Annotated in this window: 15 protein-coding genes; 5 read left to right on the forward strand and 10 right to left on the reverse strand. The window is 49.6% G+C overall.

Annotated features, from left to right (window positions below; genetic code table 11):
* The first annotated feature begins 6 nt into the window (after window positions 1-6).
* From H8S75_RS11685 to H8S75_RS11695, 3 genes are all read left to right on the forward strand, one after another.
* Window positions 7-1,101 (forward strand): DUF6709 family protein, encoded by a 1,095-nt coding sequence (locus tag H8S75_RS11685; protein WP_187021726.1) that lies wholly within the window; start codon window positions 7-9, stop codon window positions 1,099-1,101.
* 65 nt (window positions 1,102-1,166) lie between these two features.
* On the forward strand, window positions 1,167-1,859 hold the full coding sequence (locus H8S75_RS11690; protein ID WP_187021728.1) for a response regulator transcription factor: 693 nt from the start codon (window positions 1,167-1,169) through the stop codon (window positions 1,857-1,859).
* Entirely contained in the window at window positions 1,844-3,133 is a 1,290-nt protein-coding gene (locus tag H8S75_RS11695; RefSeq protein ID WP_243270242.1) for a HAMP domain-containing sensor histidine kinase, read from the forward strand. The genes H8S75_RS11690 and H8S75_RS11695 overlap by 16 nt, the downstream gene beginning before the upstream one ends.
* Window positions 3,134-3,200: 67 nt before the next feature.
* On the opposite strand, the gene H8S75_RS11700 is transcribed toward H8S75_RS11695, so the two are convergent.
* Genes H8S75_RS11700 through H8S75_RS11710 form a run of 3 tightly spaced genes read right to left on the reverse strand, consistent with a single transcriptional unit; the run spans window position 3,201 to window position 8,618 of the window.
* Window positions 3,201-5,255 carry a serine hydrolase domain-containing protein gene (locus H8S75_RS11700; protein ID WP_187021729.1) on the reverse strand — a complete coding sequence of 685 codons (2,055 nt, stop codon included), beginning with the start codon at window positions 5,253-5,255 and terminating at the stop codon, window positions 3,201-3,203.
* Between the two features lie 5 nt (window positions 5,256-5,260).
* Window positions 5,261-7,858 (reverse strand): ABC transporter permease, encoded by a 2,598-nt coding sequence (locus H8S75_RS11705; protein WP_187021731.1) that lies wholly within the window; start codon window positions 7,856-7,858, stop codon window positions 5,261-5,263.
* A 1-nt stretch (window position 7,859) separates the two neighbouring features.
* Window positions 7,860-8,618 (reverse strand): ABC transporter ATP-binding protein, encoded by a 759-nt coding sequence (locus tag H8S75_RS11710; RefSeq protein WP_187021733.1) that lies wholly within the window; start codon window positions 8,616-8,618, stop codon window positions 7,860-7,862.
* Window positions 8,619-8,836: 218 nt separating this feature from the next.
* On the opposite strand from H8S75_RS11710, the gene H8S75_RS11715 reads away from it, so the two are divergent.
* Both H8S75_RS11715 and H8S75_RS11720 read left to right on the forward strand, forming a co-directional pair.
* On the forward strand, window positions 8,837-9,652 hold the full coding sequence (locus H8S75_RS11715) for a MerR family transcriptional regulator (protein ID WP_187021734.1): 816 nt from the start codon (window positions 8,837-8,839) through the stop codon (window positions 9,650-9,652).
* A gap of 112 nt (window positions 9,653-9,764) precedes the next feature.
* Entirely contained in the window at window positions 9,765-10,640 is an 876-nt protein-coding gene (locus H8S75_RS11720; RefSeq protein ID WP_187021736.1) for an AraC family transcriptional regulator, read from the forward strand.
* Window positions 10,641-10,768: 128 nt separating this feature from the next.
* Here H8S75_RS11720 and H8S75_RS11725 read toward each other — a convergent pair whose 3' ends face one another.
* The 7 genes from H8S75_RS11725 to H8S75_RS11750 all read right to left on the reverse strand — a co-directional run bounded on the left by H8S75_RS11725 (window position 10,769) and on the right by H8S75_RS11750 (window position 17,512).
* Window positions 10,769-11,599: a sugar phosphate isomerase/epimerase family protein gene (locus H8S75_RS11725; protein ID WP_187021738.1), complete on the reverse strand. Its 831-nt coding sequence runs from the start codon at window positions 11,597-11,599 to the stop codon at window positions 10,769-10,771.
* 186 nt (window positions 11,600-11,785) lie between these two features.
* Window positions 11,786-12,004 (reverse strand): transposase, encoded by a 219-nt coding sequence (locus H8S75_RS32680; RefSeq protein ID WP_243270243.1) that lies wholly within the window; start codon window positions 12,002-12,004, stop codon window positions 11,786-11,788.
* Window positions 12,005-12,059: 55 nt separating this feature from the next.
* The gene (locus H8S75_RS11730) at window positions 12,060-12,899 is read right to left on the reverse strand and encodes a transposase (RefSeq protein WP_243270244.1); all 840 of its coding nucleotides are present in this window, start codon (window positions 12,897-12,899) and stop codon (window positions 12,060-12,062) included.
* Window positions 12,900-12,912: 13 nt separating this feature from the next.
* The gene (tnpA, locus tag H8S75_RS11735) at window positions 12,913-13,341 is read right to left on the reverse strand and encodes an IS200/IS605 family transposase (protein ID WP_187021739.1); all 429 of its coding nucleotides are present in this window, start codon (window positions 13,339-13,341) and stop codon (window positions 12,913-12,915) included.
* A gap of 219 nt (window positions 13,342-13,560) precedes the next feature.
* A complete protein-coding gene (locus tag H8S75_RS11740) occupies window positions 13,561-15,129 on the reverse strand; it encodes a glycoside hydrolase family 28 protein (RefSeq protein WP_187021741.1) in 1,569 nt (522 codons plus the stop codon).
* A gap of 5 nt (window positions 15,130-15,134) precedes the next feature.
* The gene (locus H8S75_RS11745; RefSeq protein ID WP_187021742.1) at window positions 15,135-15,881 is read right to left on the reverse strand and encodes a transcriptional regulator; all 747 of its coding nucleotides are present in this window, start codon (window positions 15,879-15,881) and stop codon (window positions 15,135-15,137) included.
* 776 nt (window positions 15,882-16,657) lie between these two features.
* Complete coding sequence (locus H8S75_RS11750) at window positions 16,658-17,512, reverse strand: hypothetical protein (protein ID WP_243270245.1); 855 nt, start codon at window positions 17,510-17,512, stop codon at window positions 16,658-16,660.
* Window positions 17,513-17,520: the final 8 nt, after the last annotated feature.

Genomic DNA, 17,520 nt, shown 5'->3' on the forward strand with positions numbered 1-17,520 from the left:
ACTACTATGTTAGAGACATTGAAAAAGCGTGTAACAAAAAATCTGATGTGGCGTATCGTCATCTCAGTCATCATTGTCGGTGCCGTCTTCTTTTACAGCGGCAAATCGATTTTGATGTTTGTCAAAGGGCCGGAGCCGATTACGGCAGGCATGGACTATGACGCCGCCGAGGGCACCTATGTGAGCTTCGATGCGCAGTATATTGTTGACGAATATGTACGTCAGACCGAACGCAACACAGACACCAAGAAAGAAACCCTGAAAAATATCAGCTACTTCGTTTATTTTGAGGAGGATGGATACTTTTTCGGAATTGAGCTTCCTTCTTCCAAAGAGGACGAGATGAACCAGTATATCGATGACACGATCAGCTGGCTGAACGGCGAGGTCGATGAGCTCACCAATACCAAATCCGTCAAAGGAACCTGGACAGAGCTCACCGGCAAGCGTCTCCAGTATTATCAGGAACAGATTACCGATGATCTGGGCGAGGAATTCCTTGAAATAGCGCTTCCCTATTATATCGACACAAATAAGGTCGGAGACCGCTCCTTTGTCTCCATCTATATCTGCCTCGCAATCCTGGCTGTAACGATCCTTTGCCTCATCTACACGCTTATCCGGTATTTTACCGGCAGCACTCAGAAAAATATTAAGAAGTATATCGAGGCCAATCCATCCGTATCTATGGAGCACATAGAAGCAGATTTCGCATCAGCCTCCGCCATCTCCAGCAGCATTTGGGTCGGCAGGCGCTGGACCTACCACGTTTCCGGCATCTCCTCCCAGCTTCTGGAGAACAAGGATCTGGTCTGGGGCTATTACTACCACCGCACGGGACGCAACTCCGAAAGCTCCCTGCGCCTGTACGATATCAACAGACGCTTACATACCCTGGCTGCGTCGGAAAAAGAGGCCATGGCCGCATTAAATGTTTATGAACAGCAGCAGCCTCACATGATTCTCGGCTACAAAAAAGAACTTGAAAAGACATTCCAGAAGGATTTCCAGGGCTTCTTGAACCTGCGTTATAACCGTCCTGCGGAAGATTTCCAGACTGCGCCGGATGAACCGTGGAACTATACGAATCCAGAAGAATAATAACAAACCAATGATGACTCGTACGCGCTGCGCACGGGTCATCGTGACAAGAACAGGAGACTGCCATGCATTACGACTGCCTGATTGTAGACGACGAGACAGCAATCGCCAGTTCTACCTCGGAATACTTTAACTTATTTGAGCTGTCATCAGCCTATGTAACCAGCTACGAACAGTGCATTGACTTTTTAAAAGAGAATACGGTCTCCCTTCTTCTGCTGGATATCAATCTGGGAGACCGGTCCGGCTTCGGACTCTGCAAGAAGCTGCGGGAACAGACGGATGTTCCGATTCTGTTTATCAGCGCCCGCACCAGCGACGACGATATTCTGACTGCGTTAAACATCGGCGGTGATGATTACATCACCAAGCCATACACCTTAAGCGTTCTGCTGGCCAAGGTAAAGGCCGTCTTAAAACGGTGTGCACGGACCGTGGAAACCGGTCCCCTGCGGATCGCCGATGTCGAGATCGACCTCTCCGCCCACAAGGTAACCGTAGGCGGAAAACCGGTCAAACTGAAAGAAATGGAATTCCGGCTGCTTGTTTATCTGGCGCAGAATCTTGGACGCGTCGTCACGAAGGAAGAGCTTCTGGAGAACGTCTGGCCGGACCCCTATGTGGGCGAGGGCACCTTATCGGTCCACATCCGCCATCTGCGGGAGAAGATTGAGAAAGACCCCAATCACCCGCTGCTCATCTTAACGGTATGGGGTACGGGATACCGCATGGAGAATGGAGAATGGAGAATGCGATGATTAAGAAAAAATGGACATTACTGTTTCTGGTTTCCTGGCTCCTTTTGGGCGCCGTCTTTCTGTTCCGGCTTTTTTCCTCTCTGGAGATGCCGGCAATCGATATGGTTTCCATCAACCGCATCGAAAAAGAGACGGCCGCCCAGTGGGAACAGGGAACCTTTTTTAAACCGGATTCCTTTCCCTACGATTACACGGTCGCAGACCTCTCGGGAGACATTCTGCTAAAGACCTCTGCCGCCGCCCCTGAAACCATGACCGAGGCGATCCGCAGACACGATACCGTGCTGGATCTCACCATCGGCCAGGCCGTGAAGGGCCATGTGTTCATTGCCACCGGATACGATGCTGCTCTTCTGAAAACAAAAAAAGAACTGGCCTTTTTCGCCGTTCTTCTTCTGCTGCTGCCGCTGATTCCTATTTTGATCTGTACCGCTTATTTGAATCATGCCGTTTTAAAGCCGTTTCGGCGTATGAAAGATTTCACCCGACACATCGCCATGGGCGATCTGGATTTCCCCCTTCCCATGGACAGAAAGCACGTGTTCGGCGCATTTACCGAAAGCTTTGACATCATGCGGGATCAGTTAAGGGAGGCAAGATTTAAGGAAGCGGAGGCAAACCGGAGCAAGAAAGAGCTGGTTGCTTCGCTGAGCCACGATATCAAGACTCCGGTCGCGTCCATCAAGCTGACCAGCGAGCTTCTGCTGGTCACGGAAAAAGAGGCGCCGGTCAGGGAACGCCTTCAGACCATTTACCAGAAATCCGACCAGATCGACCATCTGATCACCAACATGCTTCAGGCCTCTTTAGACGAGCTGGGGGAACTGACCGTAAACCTGTCGGAGGCGAGCAGCCGTTTAGTCGAAACCATGATCCGGGATGCCGATTACTGCGGCAGAATATCGCCATTTACGCTTCCCGGCTGCATTCTCCTCATCGATCCGTTCCGCTTGGAACAGGTCATCGGCAACATTTTAAATAACGCCTACAAATACGCGGGAAGCGATATAAACGTGGTGTCTGACTTAACAGAAGACGGCCTGCGCGTCGAGTTTATGGATTACGGAAAGGGAGTCCCCGATGAGGAACTCCCCAGCCTCTTTACCAAATTCTTCCGCGGCTCCAACTCGGACAAAAAGGCCGATGGCTCCGGACTCGGACTCTATATCTCCAAAAATCTGATGGAGCGTATGGGCGGCATCATCGAATGCAGGAACCGCAGTGACGGTTTTTCAGTCATTCTCTATCTTCCGCTTCGCCATCCCGGTACCTGACAGTGCGTCAGGACCGGGCCGGCCTCCGTGTTCCGGGAACGCTGTGCAGGGAACTTTGAGACACGCTCTAATCCGCATAACGGATCGTAAACGCGGCTCCCGCTTCGCCCACCAGTACCACTCGGCCGTCCTCCGGGAGATAGAACGGACGGTCCTCACTCAATGTCCACGAACTCGATACACATTTCATGTCGCGGCCGGTATGGTCATACACGTACCATGCGCCGTTCTCCGGTTTTTCGATGATAACCGGACGTTTCTGATTCCTGTCTCCGGTAATGAACCAGACCGCCTCCCCGTCTGCTCCGATGGTCCGCTCACTGTCTGCGTCAGGAAACGCTTCTGCGTCCGCTGCTGCAATATAGCGGTAGCTTCCCGATTCCAGATACTGTTTTCCATTCTCCTCCGTCCGCGTATAATCATTTAAATCGCGGCCCGCCTGCCCCGGAACCTCTGTAAAAAATCTCGCATGCGCCTCATCCGTGACCTCTGCCATACGCAGCTCCAGATTCTCAAAGGAAAGAATTCCCCTCGGTTCGTCAAGCAGCAGAGGCTTCACCATGAACCGTTTCAGCCACGCACTGGAAGTATACTTTTCGCTTAAGAGATAATACTCCTGGCCATCCAGCGCCTTCCAGGCTGATACCGCAGTCTCCGCCGGCGCATTGCCGGTATACCGAGTGCCGACAGGAAGATACGTGGCCACACGGCCAAGGCCAGGGTAGACCTCCATGCTTTCCGCCATCAAATACTCTCTTCCCTTTTTTCCTTCCTGGAAACTCAGTCTGGTTCGCCCGATCCGTCCGCCGCTTCCCTTCGACAGCTCTCCCGAGGCACTGATATAGCTGCCGTCCATAGAGTAGAATCCACCGTCTTCTCCAAGTCGATAGACCTGCTCTCTCCGCCTTCCGCTTCCTTCGGAGGCAACTGTCATCTCCCCTTCGCCGGAGACAGAGAGCTTTAACAGATCGCTGCCGGCGTACCAGCCGGAGCGCTCTGCCATTTCCACAGGCAGCATGGCGTCCGCCTTCTCTCCACGGCTTACACTCTCTTCATCTCCCCGCTCAATTCTTTTGACCTCGTCCAGATACGTCATCACAATCTCCTGAACAGCCAGCTGGTTCAGCGTGCTGGAACCGCCGCTGGTAAGCACGGCACAGGAAATATTCTCTTCCGGAAGCACCGTTAAGCTGCCGTGATAGAAGTTCGTATCGCCGCCCTTAACGAGGGCTTTTATCCCATAGCGGCTGAATGGATACGTTTCCACGCTGTCCCATCCAAGCCCATAGGATAAGGTCGTATCATAGCCGTTCGGGTTGATCTCCTCGTTGTAACGGCTGGTTTCCATGGCAAGCAGCGCTCCGTCGGACAGCAGTCCGGCATTACCTGCTCTGTTTTTCATAAATATTTCCGAGAAGCGGCATACGTCCATGGCTGTCGCGTAAATACCGCCGCTTCCGATCACGTTGGCATGTTCCGGAGGAAGTTCCTCCCCGGTGCCCTCATCGTATATCTTCGCCAGGCGGCCCGACAGATTGCCGCTCTGAGGCGTCTTAAACTGTGTCAGGCCAAGATTTTCCGAAAATTCCCGGTCGATGTACTCCGTAAAGCTAAGTCCGGTCACCCGCTCCACCAATATTTCCGCCAGTGTAAAGCCATCGTTGCAGTACACCTGGATATCTCCCGGATCGGATTTCAGGCGCTGTTTCTTAAGCCGCGCCAGCAGCATATCATGATTTTCCGTATCGTTGTCTCCCAACAGCATGGCATTATTTAACGTGCTGCCAGGAAGCCCGGAACTGTGATCCAGGAGCATTTCCGGCGTTATCCTGCGATACCGCTCATCCGCCATCTCAAACTCCGGAATGTATGTGATGAGCGGTTTCTTGAGATCAAGCTTCCCCTCATCGGCCAGCCTCATGACCGCAGCCGCGGTCACCACTTTGCTGGTGGAGCCAATCCCGTACATGAGGGGCTCAGCCGCAGCCTGGACTCCCACGCCCTCCGTCCCCGCCGGTACCGTCTCTTTCGCCAGGCAGGCCTCCCGGCCGAAACCGTTCATTCCGGAAAATATTGCCGCAGCCGCCAGAACTGCGGTTACATGGTACCATCTTTTCTTCATCCTCATCATTCCTCCGTCAACAATCCATATACCGTGATGCCCCTGATTTTTCCCGCCAGCACCATAGAAACCGCAAATGCAAATACCACCAGAGCGAAAGCCATAAGAAGAATCAGCCACGGCTCCACTACAAAATTCATCTCCGAAATTCCCATCCGTTCAAATAAGAAACTGGCCATGCGGTTCACCGACAGGCAGGCCGCAAGGGAACCGGCAAGCGTTCCGCACACCGATGCAGGCAGAAAACTTATGGCGATCTGTTCCATCAGCTGTCTGTCCGTATAGCCCAGAGCCTTGTAGATGCCGAATTCTCCTCTCCGCCTTGTGAGCATTGACTTGATCACCATATAAAGCACCAGCACCACCAGAAGCACGGTTCCCGTGATGATGAGGGCTGCCATCATGCGTGTAGAATCGGCAATGCTGTTCACATTGGACACAAAGAGCCGTCTGTTGTTTTCAATCCTGTCTATCTCATAATCGTTCGTATCACCGCTTAAGACGACTTCGCCGTCTACCATCAGGGCATACTGGGCGCTGTCCACGCCGTACATGGAAATCAGGGCGGCGAGCTTCTCTTCCGCCTTTCTCTTCGCCGCAGCCAGCGCTTCCTGTTTTTTCGTGCCGGTATCCATACTTGCGCCGCTGTCCGTACCGGCATTTGTACCGGCATCTGTGCTGTTATCTGTATTACTGTTCATATCCGCTCCCGTATTACCAGGTGACACAGATGGGGAAAGCACTCGGAACCTCTGCTCCATGGCCCCGATAAACGTATCGATATCCAGACCCGGCTCTAAGTACACCTGAATGGAATTCTTTTCGTAGTACGGCTCCACTCTTAAAAGTCCTGTCTCATGCACAAAGCAGATGCGGCCGAAGTTATTCATGGCCTGTGTCAGCCCGCAGATCACATATTCAGCGGAAGCTCCGTTTGAAGATACCGTGATGGTATCCCCAATCTTCTTTCCCCAGCTCCTGGCGAGAAGTCCCGTTACCACGATCTCATTATCGTATTCCGGGAAATTCCCTTCATAGACCTCCACCATTTCCAGTTTACCAAAGTCGTCCGACACGTAGCAGCTTAACAGCTCGCCCTCCACGCTCAGGGACTCCATCTCATAGAGGCTCACTTTTCTGACGCCCTCCATGGCGCCGATCTTTTCCGTCAGTTCCTCGTAATTTTCGTGAGGGGCCTTATAGACCATGATATCGCTGATCTCATATCCTGTCATCTTAAGCACCAGATCGTCGTTGATCCCCATATTCCACCAGGTGATAATGGAAAACGCGCTGGCAAATGCAATGCCGGCGAAAATGATGCCGACCATAAAATACATTTTCCGGTTATAAGCCATGCTCTTTAATCCCAGCGCCATGGAGAGAGAGCCCCGCGTCCGTTCCAGCGGGAAATGCTCCTTCTTGAAGCTGTGGGATTTGATGCCGCCCCGCAGCGCCTCCACCGGAAGAATTCTGGCTGCTGCCGCGGCGGAACGCCATGCGACCAACACCACTACAGCCATGATAAAGGCCGCGCTCAGGATATCGAAGCCGATATGCCCCCCGCTCCTCCAGGTAACGCCCACCGAGCTTGTAATCAGCCCGCCCAGGGCCGCGATGATCCCATAGGAAAGGGCGATTCCCAACACTGTTCCGATCATTCCGATGATGATAAACTCCAGGACCACCGACCACCGGATCTGCCTTCCCGTATACCCCACGGCTCCCAGCGCTCCAATACCTCGCATCTGAGAATCAATATGATTGGAAATCCTGAATTTCATCACTATCACAGCGACAATCACCATCAAAAACGAGAATACAAACAGTACCACGGAAATAATGGTAACCACCATGGTGGTTCCGTTTCTCATGTCGTCAATGGTTAATTCCATGGCCTTCGCATCCATGGAAATCGCTTCAATATTTACATCCGTATTTTTCTTAAAATCCGCGATTAATCCTTTTAAATCAGCCTGATCCTTCACCCGCACCAGGAGCATATATCCGCCGCCCTGCTGTTCGTACAGTTTTTCATACGCCTTCTCCGGCATATAGAAATTCACCATGCTGCTGGACGAAGAGTGAAGCCATGTGGACTGCGTGAAGCCCGCTATGCGGAAATGGTAATCTTTTTTATTATAATTCAGGATCAGCTCATCCCCCAGTCCATATCCCATGTCCTTCATAAACACCGGAATGTAGACCGCCTCATCCTCCGGCACCTCAGTCTGCTCCGCCACGAAGTAACCGCCGATCTTCCTGCTGCGGTCCATATTCAGGAAGTTGGCGGAGATAACGCCGCCTTCCGGGAAGGAGGCCATATCCATCATTACAAATTCGTCCGTCTCTGCGGTTTCCACCCTCGGATCCTGCAAGAAGAAGTCGAGATACTCTTCGCGGTACTCATTTCCCGTAAACCGGACCATGTAATGCGCTCCGCCCAGCCTGTCATTTTCCATGTCGTAAAAATGGTTAATTCCCGCCAGCAAAGTGAGTCCCACATTAAAAATAGCCACTGACAGCAGTATGAGAACACCCATGGAAACGGCCACGCCCTTTTTCTTTCTGATATTTGCCATGGCAATCATAAAAACCGGCATCTTACCACCCCATTTCCGTCAAAAACGCATTCAGCTTCTCATGACGCGCCATATCATTGCTGGTATACGTACCCATCCGGCACTCGCCGCAGATCATGCCGTCCTTCAAATAGACCACCCGGTCTGCCCGCCTCGCAGTCTTCACATCGTGAGTGACGACAACAATGCTCTGGCCCTTCTTGTTCACCTCGCTCAGGGTATTTAACACCTGCTCTCCAAACGCCGAATTTAAGGCTCCTGTGGGTTCATCTGCAAATATCACGGCCGGCTCATTGATCAGTGCCCTCACAATGCCTACCCGCTGAGCCTCGCCGCCGGAAAGCTGGGACGGAAACTTTCCCCAGTCCTCTTTCATAATTCCGACTTCGCCCAGCAGCTCCTTTGCCCTGGCTGCAACGGCCTTTTTATCCCTGGACACCAGAAGACCGCAGGCCAGCACATTGTCCAAAACGCTCATATTGTCCAAAAGATGAATCTGCTGAAATACAAACCCGCAGTTTTTCCTGCGGAACACAGCCATATCGCTGATTCCCAGATGGTTAATCTTCACATCTCCGTACATCACCTCTCCCAGCGTCGGCTTATCCATTCCCGACAGCGCATAAAGCAATGTGGACTTACCCGAGCCGGAAGCCCCCATAATCACGGTAAAGTCTCCTTTATAGATACTCAAATCCAGATTTTTAAGCACATGCTGCTGCCTCCCGCCGCTGGAAAAGCTCTTACACAATTTATCTGTCTGAATAACGATTTCTTTCATCGTCTTTCTCCCTTCTTAACCGGTCTCTTTCCTCCGATACCACCATTATAAATGGCCGATGAAAAAAAGTCCTTAGAAAACTGCTGTCAAATTCTTATCAGTTTCTTAACTGAATACCATTTCTGTGGTAAACTGGAGGAAGGCAGGAAAACCCTCCACTATAACACCAGGCTTTTTGGTTATGATATGATTATGATATTAAACCGGAGGCAATTGACATGATAAATACTTACTCAACTTCCGATGTGGCAAAGCTTATCGGAATCCATCCCAACACAGTGCGGCTTTACGAGGACCTGGGGCTGATTACGAGGCCGGAGCGAAAAACCAACGGTTACCGGGTATTCACGAATTACCACCTGATCCAGTTTCGGATCGCGCGTCTGGCCTTTCAGGTTGAAGTCCTTCAGAACGGCCTGCGGAAACAGGCTGCTGCAATCGTAAAGTCGTGTGCATCCGGTGACATTGATAAGGCGCTGCTCCTCACTGATATCTATCTGACCCAGATCAACGAAGAAAAACAGAATGGGGAGACGGCCATACAGATTGCCGGACAAATCCTTTCCGGGCGTACGCGTATTTCCGACGACCTGCTTCTCACGAGAACACAGGCCGCCCTTTCCCTGCACATCACCGTGGACACGCTGCGCAACTGGGAGCGCAACGGACTGCTGGAGGAAGCGAAATCCCAGAATGGCCGCCGCGTTTACACTTCCCGCGATCTGGAACGGCTGATTATCATCAAATCCCTTCGCTGCGCCAACTACTCTCTTTCCGCCATCCTGCGGATGCTGTCTGCGCTGTCCCTCAATCCGGAGGCCAGTATCCGTGATGCCATCGATACGCCGAGGCCGGATGACGACATTCTGACTGCCTGTGACCACCTTCTTACTTCTCTGGAGCAGGCAAGAGAAAACGCGGAACAGATCATTATACTTTTATCAGAACTGAAAAAATCAGAATCAGTCAATCCACACGCAGGAACATACAGGAGCACCGGCGATTTTCCGGCTCCATGTCAGCCGGACAAATAAAGCCACGGAATGACAGGATTTTATTCCGTTTATGCGTTACCATCATTATAGTCACTGCACGTAAGCGTCCAAAAGACAGACGTGAAGTGCTCATAACCAGGAGGCAGGAACAATGGAATGGACAGAAAGTTTAAAACGTTCAATTAATTTTATGGAAAATCATCTTTTGGAGGATATCAGCCCCGACGATGTGGCCGCAGAGGTACATATCTCGTCGTTTTATCTCCAGAAAGGCTTCAGCATCATGACCGGTTACTCCATCGGAGAATATATCCGATACCGCAGGCTGTATCTGGCCGCACTGGATGTCATTGCCGGAGGCACTAAGGTAATTGACCTGGCTTACCGGTACGGATACGACACACCTGAGAGCTTCACAAAGGCATTCAGCCGTTTTCACGGAGTTTCGCCAGCGCAGATGAAGAAAACTTCCAATAAAATCCACACATTTTTGCCTTTAAAAATAACCGTTTCAGTACAAGGAGGAAATGACATGGATTATGCAGTAGAAAAGATGAATGTATTTTCGGTAATCGGCTATGAATACGAGGTTCGTTTTGACGATTCCTATCAGACAATTCCGAAACTTTGGAATCAGTTCTGTGAGCACTTCGACCGCGGAGATAATCCTCCCGAAGTGCAGCAGGCAATTGACATCTGTAAAATCGGAGAATTCGGTATCTGCATAGACGATAATCCCGGCGGAGACACCTTTCACTATCTGATTGTCGGCCATTACAACGGAGGCCCTGTTCCCGAGGGCATGAAGGTATTCGAGATTCCCGCTGCGGAGTGGGCAAAATTCCACTGCACCGGACCGCTTCCCGGCTCCCTGCAGGCAGTCAACACAAAGATTTTCAAGGAATGGCTTCCCGGCAACCCGGACTATGAGTTTTCCATGAATATGAATATCGAATGGTATTCCATGAGCGACTGCAGTCAGCTGGATTATGAAAGTGAAATCTGGATTCCGGTGAAACGTAAATAAGTGCAGCAGAGAAAGGGACGGTCCTGTTAAGGTCCGTCCCTTTCTCTGTTCCATTCGACTCAGTCCGCTGATATCAGTCCCCATCATTCTTGTAAACTATAAGAATATTCTCGTTATTCCTGCGACCTTCATCCCTCAAAGCTCTCTAAGAATTCCCTTGATTCCACTGCATTTTCCGGTGTGCTGTCCTCGATCGTCATCTGAATATACGGTTTTTCCTTCCGCACAAAATCCATGATCGTATCGTATTTCATGATTCCGGTACCCGGAGCACCGGAAACGATTCTATCCTCTTTCACGACGAAATCTTTCATGTGCAGAACCGCGGTATACTCTCCCAAATCCCGAATCGCCTGAGTAAAGACAGACTCATAATCCCTGCTATTTTCCACAGAAAGAAGATTGACCGGATCCAGAATGATCTGGAGATTAGGAGAATTGATCTCCTTCAAAACCCGAAGTGCCTGTTTCGAATCGTAAACAATGTGACTCCAAACCGGTTCGATAGCAAGAATAACGCCAAACTTTTCCGCACACGCCACTACCGGGCGCACATTCGTTATAAATGTCTGAAGCGCCTCTTCCGTATGGCACGCCGGTTCAAAATGGTAATCCGCATTGGGAGCCCCCGTCTCTGTTCCCACCACACTGCATCCTAAAATAGAAGCAAACCGAATATGTGCAAAGTACCGTTCCTGTATCTTCCTTAATTCTTCCGGATCCGGGTGGGCGAGATTCAAATAGCAGCCCAGGACTGCAATGTCCACATCGTACTTTGCAAACATCTTTCTTAAATATGCAGCATACCCGGGTGTCAGCGCTGAATTGGCAACAGAATGTTCCGTCACCGTCTTTGCAAGCGCCAGATGGCCACAGGTAAATCCCTGTTCATGTGCTCTCATAACTCTCTGTTCCAGTGTTCCTGGTTCAATATCGTGTAATCGAATTCCTATCTGCAACTTCGTTTCCTCCTTATAATGAACACACTGCGTGTTCTCTCTATACCTCGTGAACTTACTCATGTATAAATACACGAGTTTCCTGTTTCAGTGCCGATTGCCCTTCTGTTAACAGGTCTTATGCCAGCTCCACAGGCGTTGATTATTCTGTTCGGACCGTCCCGGCCCTACAGTCTATGATTACTTCTATGCTGCTTTTCGATATATCTCATAACCTTTGTTTCTGATGTTGATTGCTGCATTTAAATCTCTGTCCATGCTCATTCCGCAGCCGCACTCATAGCGGCGTTCCGATAACGGCATCACCTTGACCTTACCGCACTGGCTACAGATCTTGGAGGACGCATACCACTTATCGATTCGTATCAGGCTCTTCCCTCTCTCCTCCAGTTTGTACTTAAGCATTGTAAGAAATGATCCATACCCATTATCCAGTGTCGCTTTTCCGTTCCCGAATGCTCTATTTGCCAGCGCCCTCAAACTTAAGTCTTCCACACACTAAATCGTACTGATTGGCTATCTCAGTTGATTTTTTGTGCAGATAATCCTTTCTCTGATTGGCTGCCTTTTTTGCGACTCGGGCAATTTTCTTCTGCTGTTTCCGGTAATTTACTGATTGCAGCTGCTTCGCTTTCAGCTTCCTCTGCACCTTTGTCAGCTTCTTCTGATTCTTTCTATAATAATGCGGCATGCCGCAGCACCTGCCTTCTGAATCCATATACAGTCCGTCCGATTTATAGTCCAGCCCAATCACCTGCTCCGGATTAACTGCCTGCGGCATAATCACGGCCTCATACTCGTAAAGGACTGACACATAATAACTGCCGTCACCTTCCCTTGATACCGTAGCCTGTTTCAGACGCCAGTCTTCCGGTGCCCTCCCGTGGACAACTGCTTTGACCTTCCCGAGCTTTGGCAGCCTGACTGCTCCATCCAGTATGGCAATATTTCCATTCGTATAGTTCGTCGTGTAGGACATACGGCTGTGATGTCTGCTTTTGAATCTGGGATAGCCACCCTGTTTCCTGAAAAATCTCTGGTAAGCAGCATCCAACGCATAGATGGCATTGGTCAGGGCAAATTTATCCACTTGCTTAAGCCATGACTGCTCCTGCTTGAGGATTCGGTTGCAGTCGTTATTGCAGGCAATTTTATTCATATAAGCCTTACCCTGCTGACGGTTTTCCGACTGCTGGGCGAGATAATGATTATAAACAAATCGACAGCTTCCGAACGTATCCTTCAAAAGCTGTTCCTGCTCCGCGGTCGGATAGACGCGATACTTATAAGCCCTGTTCATCCTGTTTCTCCTGTTACCGTTCTTTTTGGGAATCAATATAGTGCTTTACCTGTTCATGGCTTCGGTCACTGACCGTCACTGCGCAGTAAGATGGATTCCAGAGATGGCCTCCCAACAACTGTTTCTTTAATTCCGGATGGTCTAATAACAGCCTTCTGGCCAGATTTCCCTTCATGATTTTGACCATGTCTGATATCATGAACTGCGGGCGGCAATCCAGGAGCAGATGAATGTGATCCGACATAACCTCCATCGCCAGGATCTGAAAAGAATACTGGTCCGCCAGTTCTGTCAGCATCTCCTTACATTGAATATCGATTCCATCTGTTAATACCTTCTTCCGATATTTGGTACACCAGATAAGATGGTACTGTAAAGAATATACATATCCACGACCATATGTTAATTTTGTTTTCTCTGATATTTTATATGTTTTTTCCATAAATCAATTATACCATATGTATGTAAATTATGCAACAGAGCTTTCGAATGTGCGTTCTGTTTTTGCATGAAAATATGCCTGGCTATTTAAGATGATTTACTATGTTACAGTCAGGAAACTGACAATGGATTTTTTAAGAGCCGTGTCGGCAGACACATATATTTACATGTTGCAAAAGCGAATCCGAAGCAAACCTTGCCGGTTAACTCACGATTGAAATCACGAGAATGCACCGGCAAAATTTTCAAAATAATCAATATTGCTCATAATAAACGCATCGCCCCTCTGTCCGGTAATGGTTACATTTTTACAGATCAGCGTATCCACATTCATCACGGTAAATCCCTGTCTGGAGCAGGCCTCCACCCCTTCCATCATAGCTGGAACGCCTTCCCTGGCCTGTTCAGCAAAGGATATCTCCACATTTTCCAGCTCAATCTTACGGATCTTCTGCTCCGGCAGACCGCAGAGGAAAGAAGCCGCCACATGGCAGTCCCATGCTTTAATATCTTTAAAGGACAGGTTTTTAATCTCCGGTGTCCGCTCGTCTACCGGCAAAGCTTCCCTGCACTGCACGTAATCCGTCTTTCCATCCGGATCACAGAAATAGAAGCTGTTGACCACAAATGGAGTCATGACATTCTCCATGATTATATGTTGAAAGGAAATATCAGACAGCACCGAATCCCTTCCCCTTCCGCGCCTGGTTTTCACCCGGAGACCTCTGTCAGTGCACCGGAACAGACAGTCCTTCACCTGCACCGCCTTTACACCGGCTCCGACCTCGCTTCCCACCGTAACCGCACCATGGCCATTTTCCATCAGGCACTGGCGAATCTCAATATTCTCCGAAGGAGTCTTATAGCGGCGCCCCATATAAATTTTCCCTGACTTTATGGCAATGCAGTCATCACCGAGGGAAAAATGCAGCCCCGCAATCTCCACATCTCTGCACGATTCCGGATCCAATCCGTCTGTATTGGGCGAGTCCGCAGGATTCCTAATATCCAGATCCAAAAAACGCAGTCCCTGGCTGAAATACGGATGAAGTACCCAGGTGGGGCTGTTCTTCAGATGAAATCCCTGAAGCGTGATGCTCTTACACCTCTCCAGAAATACCATACGCGGCCGGAAAGCTCCCCGCATTGTTCCCACATCGTTCCACCAGTTCTCAAAGGAAGCCTGGCCGTCCACCAGTCCCTCTCCATAGATTACCACATCTTCCACTTCAATTCCATTGATAATTCCAGCAAACATGGGAAGAGGATTTCCCTCCCACGTCCCTAAGTTATAATCCTCTGTCTCATCGTAGCTTTCAATCATACCTGGAAATCTTGGATATCTGAAGCGGTCGGTATCCGCCGCCAAAACAGCTCCGGCTGCCAGCTCCAGCCTGATATGACTTTTTAAAAACAGACTGGTAATCCGGTATACTCCCTTTGGTATCAGCACGCGTCCATTCTTAGGACATGCCAGAATCGCCGCCTGTATAAATCCGGTATCATCCTGTATCCCGTCTCCCTTTGCTCCGACCTCTTTGACATTGAGAGTCACGAATTCATAATCCGTACGAAAAACGGTTCTCGCCTCTTCCCCATCCCGCTTTAAGCATACCTCATACTCCGTATCCGGCTTTAATCCAAACAGACTGAAAATCACCCGGTTTGTCCTCTTATAAAGGCTCCCGTTTATGTAAACCTCTCCCTCAGTATCAAATTCAAAAATACGGCCCGCCTCTGTCTCCAATGTCGCTGACCGGGCGGTCATACAAATCACCTTTAGCTCCATTTTCTTCATCCTCGCATATCAACAGACCATTTTTCCCTGTCTTTTTCAAAGACCAGGTATTGTGCCTTCAGCATATTCCCAAGTCCATCTTCCTGTTCCTGCTGCTCTTCGAAGCGTCTCCAGATCCGGAGTCCAGCCTCTCCATATTTTTCACGGTTAAATATCCCCATGTTGCACGCCTTTAAAACTGCGTAGCCAGCCCAGGCCCTTCCGTTATTCAGATGCGCTTCCGCACTTTGTACTTCCATGCTTTGTACTTCCACGTTTTGTACTTCCGTGTTTTGAACTACTGCCAACATTCCCTGGCGGATTACCTGCTTAAACAAATCACACAACGCCCTGTAGTATTCATAGATTTCCATCGACATCCGATCAATTGTATCAATCAGTGCGGCAGCCTCCTGACCTGACCACGCCTCTTTTCTCTCAAAATACGCCGCGATCTCTCCATAGTGGGCTTTTTTATTAAATAAAGTATCATACTCCGCATAAAAAGGCATGGCCGTCTCACTTATCACTTCTTCCCCACTCACCAGTCGGTTAAAAACAAGATCTGCCGCATTCCGGTATTCCTGCTTCCCAGTCTGCCTCAGAGCAAACAGATATGCTCCGGCTTCCCTCCCGGAGAGAAGTTTTACGCCTGCCGACAGACCGGTCCTGTTGATTCGTTCCAGAACACGATCCCCATATCCGGCTGCGCCCGTTGCCTGGTACATCTGCATCAAACCGGACAACTCATAGATATCTTCCATGATTTTACATCTCCTCATCGTTCATTCCCGCGGTGCATAACAGGGCTCAGCTCATATTCCACGCCCAATTATGTAATCGCTTACATCTCTGTTTCTTTATTTTAAATCAGTAAAATAACTACATTTTTAGTTTATCATTATTACCAAATGCTGTCAATGTGTAAGCGCTTACTCACAGGATGAACTTGTAAACTTACAGAATTATGAAAAGCTGCTTTCGTCATTAACTTAAGCTGGGATTTCGGGGTTTTCGTTCCGCCTGGGAGTCGGGGCCGGAGCACTTCCCCCGGTTTCGGCGATTTTTGCAGGACGTCGGCAGCTCTTAGGCCGGAAGGGTGCAAAAACGAGGGGAAAAATCTGACCTCAAAGTCAGATTTTTAGAGGACCTGAATCGGGAAGTCCTTCAGGAGTTCCCGATGAATGTCATCGGTACCCTTGTTTTTGTATCCTTCCGGCCTTAGAGATGCCCCGGCCGAAACCATGAGCTGAAACCGGGGGAAGTGCTCCGGCCCCGGCTCCCAGGCGGAACGAAAACCCCGAAATCTCTCTCAGCCTCATGAAGAACCACACCTCTTAATAATTCTGTAAGTTTACAAGTTTATCCTGGCTTACGCACGAAAATAAATTACAAATACCTTTTGCTGCAAAGATACCCACTGTCGTGCCAGTCTCTTCTATGTTCAAAAGCAGTCCACAGACAGTGCGTCGTCCCCCATCGCTCCACGCCTGATATTTACGATCTATATGGTCCTCAAACTGCGGATTTGAAAATTGAATCAAGATTCCCTGACAATGTCACATTCATTTTCCTTTTCCCATAGCCGGATCGTCTCGACAGCGGTCCTTGTATACCGGGAAACTTTTTCATATGGCTCTCCGTTTTTCCGCATTTCAATAGCAAGTTCTCTCAGCGTTTCACTTCTGCCTTTTTCAATTCCTCTTTCGATTCCTCTTTCGATTCCATCATTTACAAGCATCTGCCCCAATAATGTCATGGAAAATTCCTCCTTTACTTCTTCTAAATCTTTCGAGTCCAAAAACTTCACAGCCAGTGCATAGAGAACTGCCTGCATCTTCACCCCTTCATCCGCCGTAATTTCTGCGGAGGTCTGAAGCAGACGATTTCCTTCTATAAATCGCTCTCTTTCCGGCATATTCCCGGACATCAGCGGCGCCAGCAGTACCGGAATCACATCCTTCCGATCAATGCTCTCTCCCGCCTGCTGCTTATGCTTCAACTGATCATACAACTGATCGGCGTCCCAGTCTTTTAACCGCACAGGAACAACCCGATATGTATAGCCGGTTACCGCCTCATATGCCCGAAAGCGGCGCAGGTCCTTTTCCGTGACCTTGTCACTTTCAAATTCCAGATGGATCCAGGAACGGTCGGAAACAATATAGGTAAAATCCTCGATCATTCCCTTAACTTCCAGATACACCAGTTCCGTGGGCGCAATCCCCTTAACCTCATAGTCGATCCCAAGATATGGAAGCAGCACCTCCCCAAAATACGTGACAGCGGACTTTAGAATCATGTCCTCCAGCGGAAGATTTTCCGGCGGAACAGGTGCATTGCCAACGCCTGATACGCCAGCCATTGAACCACCAGCGCCAGATACTCCAACCATTGAATCAT

Source organism: Hungatella hominis, from assembly GCF_014288005.1.
GTDB lineage: Bacteria > Bacillota > Clostridia > Lachnospirales > Lachnospiraceae > Hungatella > Hungatella effluvii.

What these genes read in the sequence shown, in the direction of transcription:
- H8S75_RS11685 (WP_187021726.1), top strand. Translation starts at nt 7, where the DNA reads ATGTTAGAGACATTGAAAAAGCGTGTAACAAAAAATCTGATGTGGCGT.
- H8S75_RS11690 (WP_187021728.1), top strand. Translation starts at nt 1,167, where the DNA reads ATGCATTACGACTGCCTGATTGTAGACGACGAGACAGCAATCGCCAGT.
- H8S75_RS11695 (WP_243270242.1), top strand. Translation starts at nt 1,844, where the DNA reads ATGGAGAATGCGATGATTAAGAAAAAATGGACATTACTGTTTCTGGTT.
- H8S75_RS11700 (WP_187021729.1), bottom strand. Translation starts at nt 5,255, where the DNA reads ATGAAGAAAAGATGGTACCATGTAACCGCAGTTCTGGCGGCTGCGGCA.
- H8S75_RS11705 (WP_187021731.1), bottom strand. Translation starts at nt 7,858, where the DNA reads ATGCCGGTTTTTATGATTGCCATGGCAAATATCAGAAAGAAAAAGGGC.
- H8S75_RS11710 (WP_187021733.1), bottom strand. Translation starts at nt 8,618, where the DNA reads ATGAAAGAAATCGTTATTCAGACAGATAAATTGTGTAAGAGCTTTTCC.
- H8S75_RS11715 (WP_187021734.1), top strand. Translation starts at nt 8,837, where the DNA reads ATGATAAATACTTACTCAACTTCCGATGTGGCAAAGCTTATCGGAATC.
- H8S75_RS11720 (WP_187021736.1), top strand. Translation starts at nt 9,765, where the DNA reads ATGGAATGGACAGAAAGTTTAAAACGTTCAATTAATTTTATGGAAAAT.
- H8S75_RS32680 (WP_243270243.1), bottom strand. Translation starts at nt 12,004, where the DNA reads ATGCTTAAGTACAAACTGGAGGAGAGAGGGAAGAGCCTGATACGAATC.
- H8S75_RS11730 (WP_243270244.1), bottom strand. Translation starts at nt 12,899, where the DNA reads ATGAACAGGGCTTATAAGTATCGCGTCTATCCGACCGCGGAGCAGGAA.
- tnpA (WP_187021739.1), bottom strand. Translation starts at nt 13,341, where the DNA reads ATGGAAAAAACATATAAAATATCAGAGAAAACAAAATTAACATATGGT.
- H8S75_RS11740 (WP_187021741.1), bottom strand. Translation starts at nt 15,129, where the DNA reads ATGGAGCTAAAGGTGATTTGTATGACCGCCCGGTCAGCGACATTGGAG.
- H8S75_RS11745 (WP_187021742.1), bottom strand. Translation starts at nt 15,881, where the DNA reads ATGGAAGATATCTATGAGTTGTCCGGTTTGATGCAGATGTACCAGGCA.
- H8S75_RS11750 (WP_243270245.1), bottom strand. Translation starts at nt 17,512, where the DNA reads ATGGTTGGAGTATCTGGCGCTGGTGGTTCAATGGCTGGCGTATCAGGC.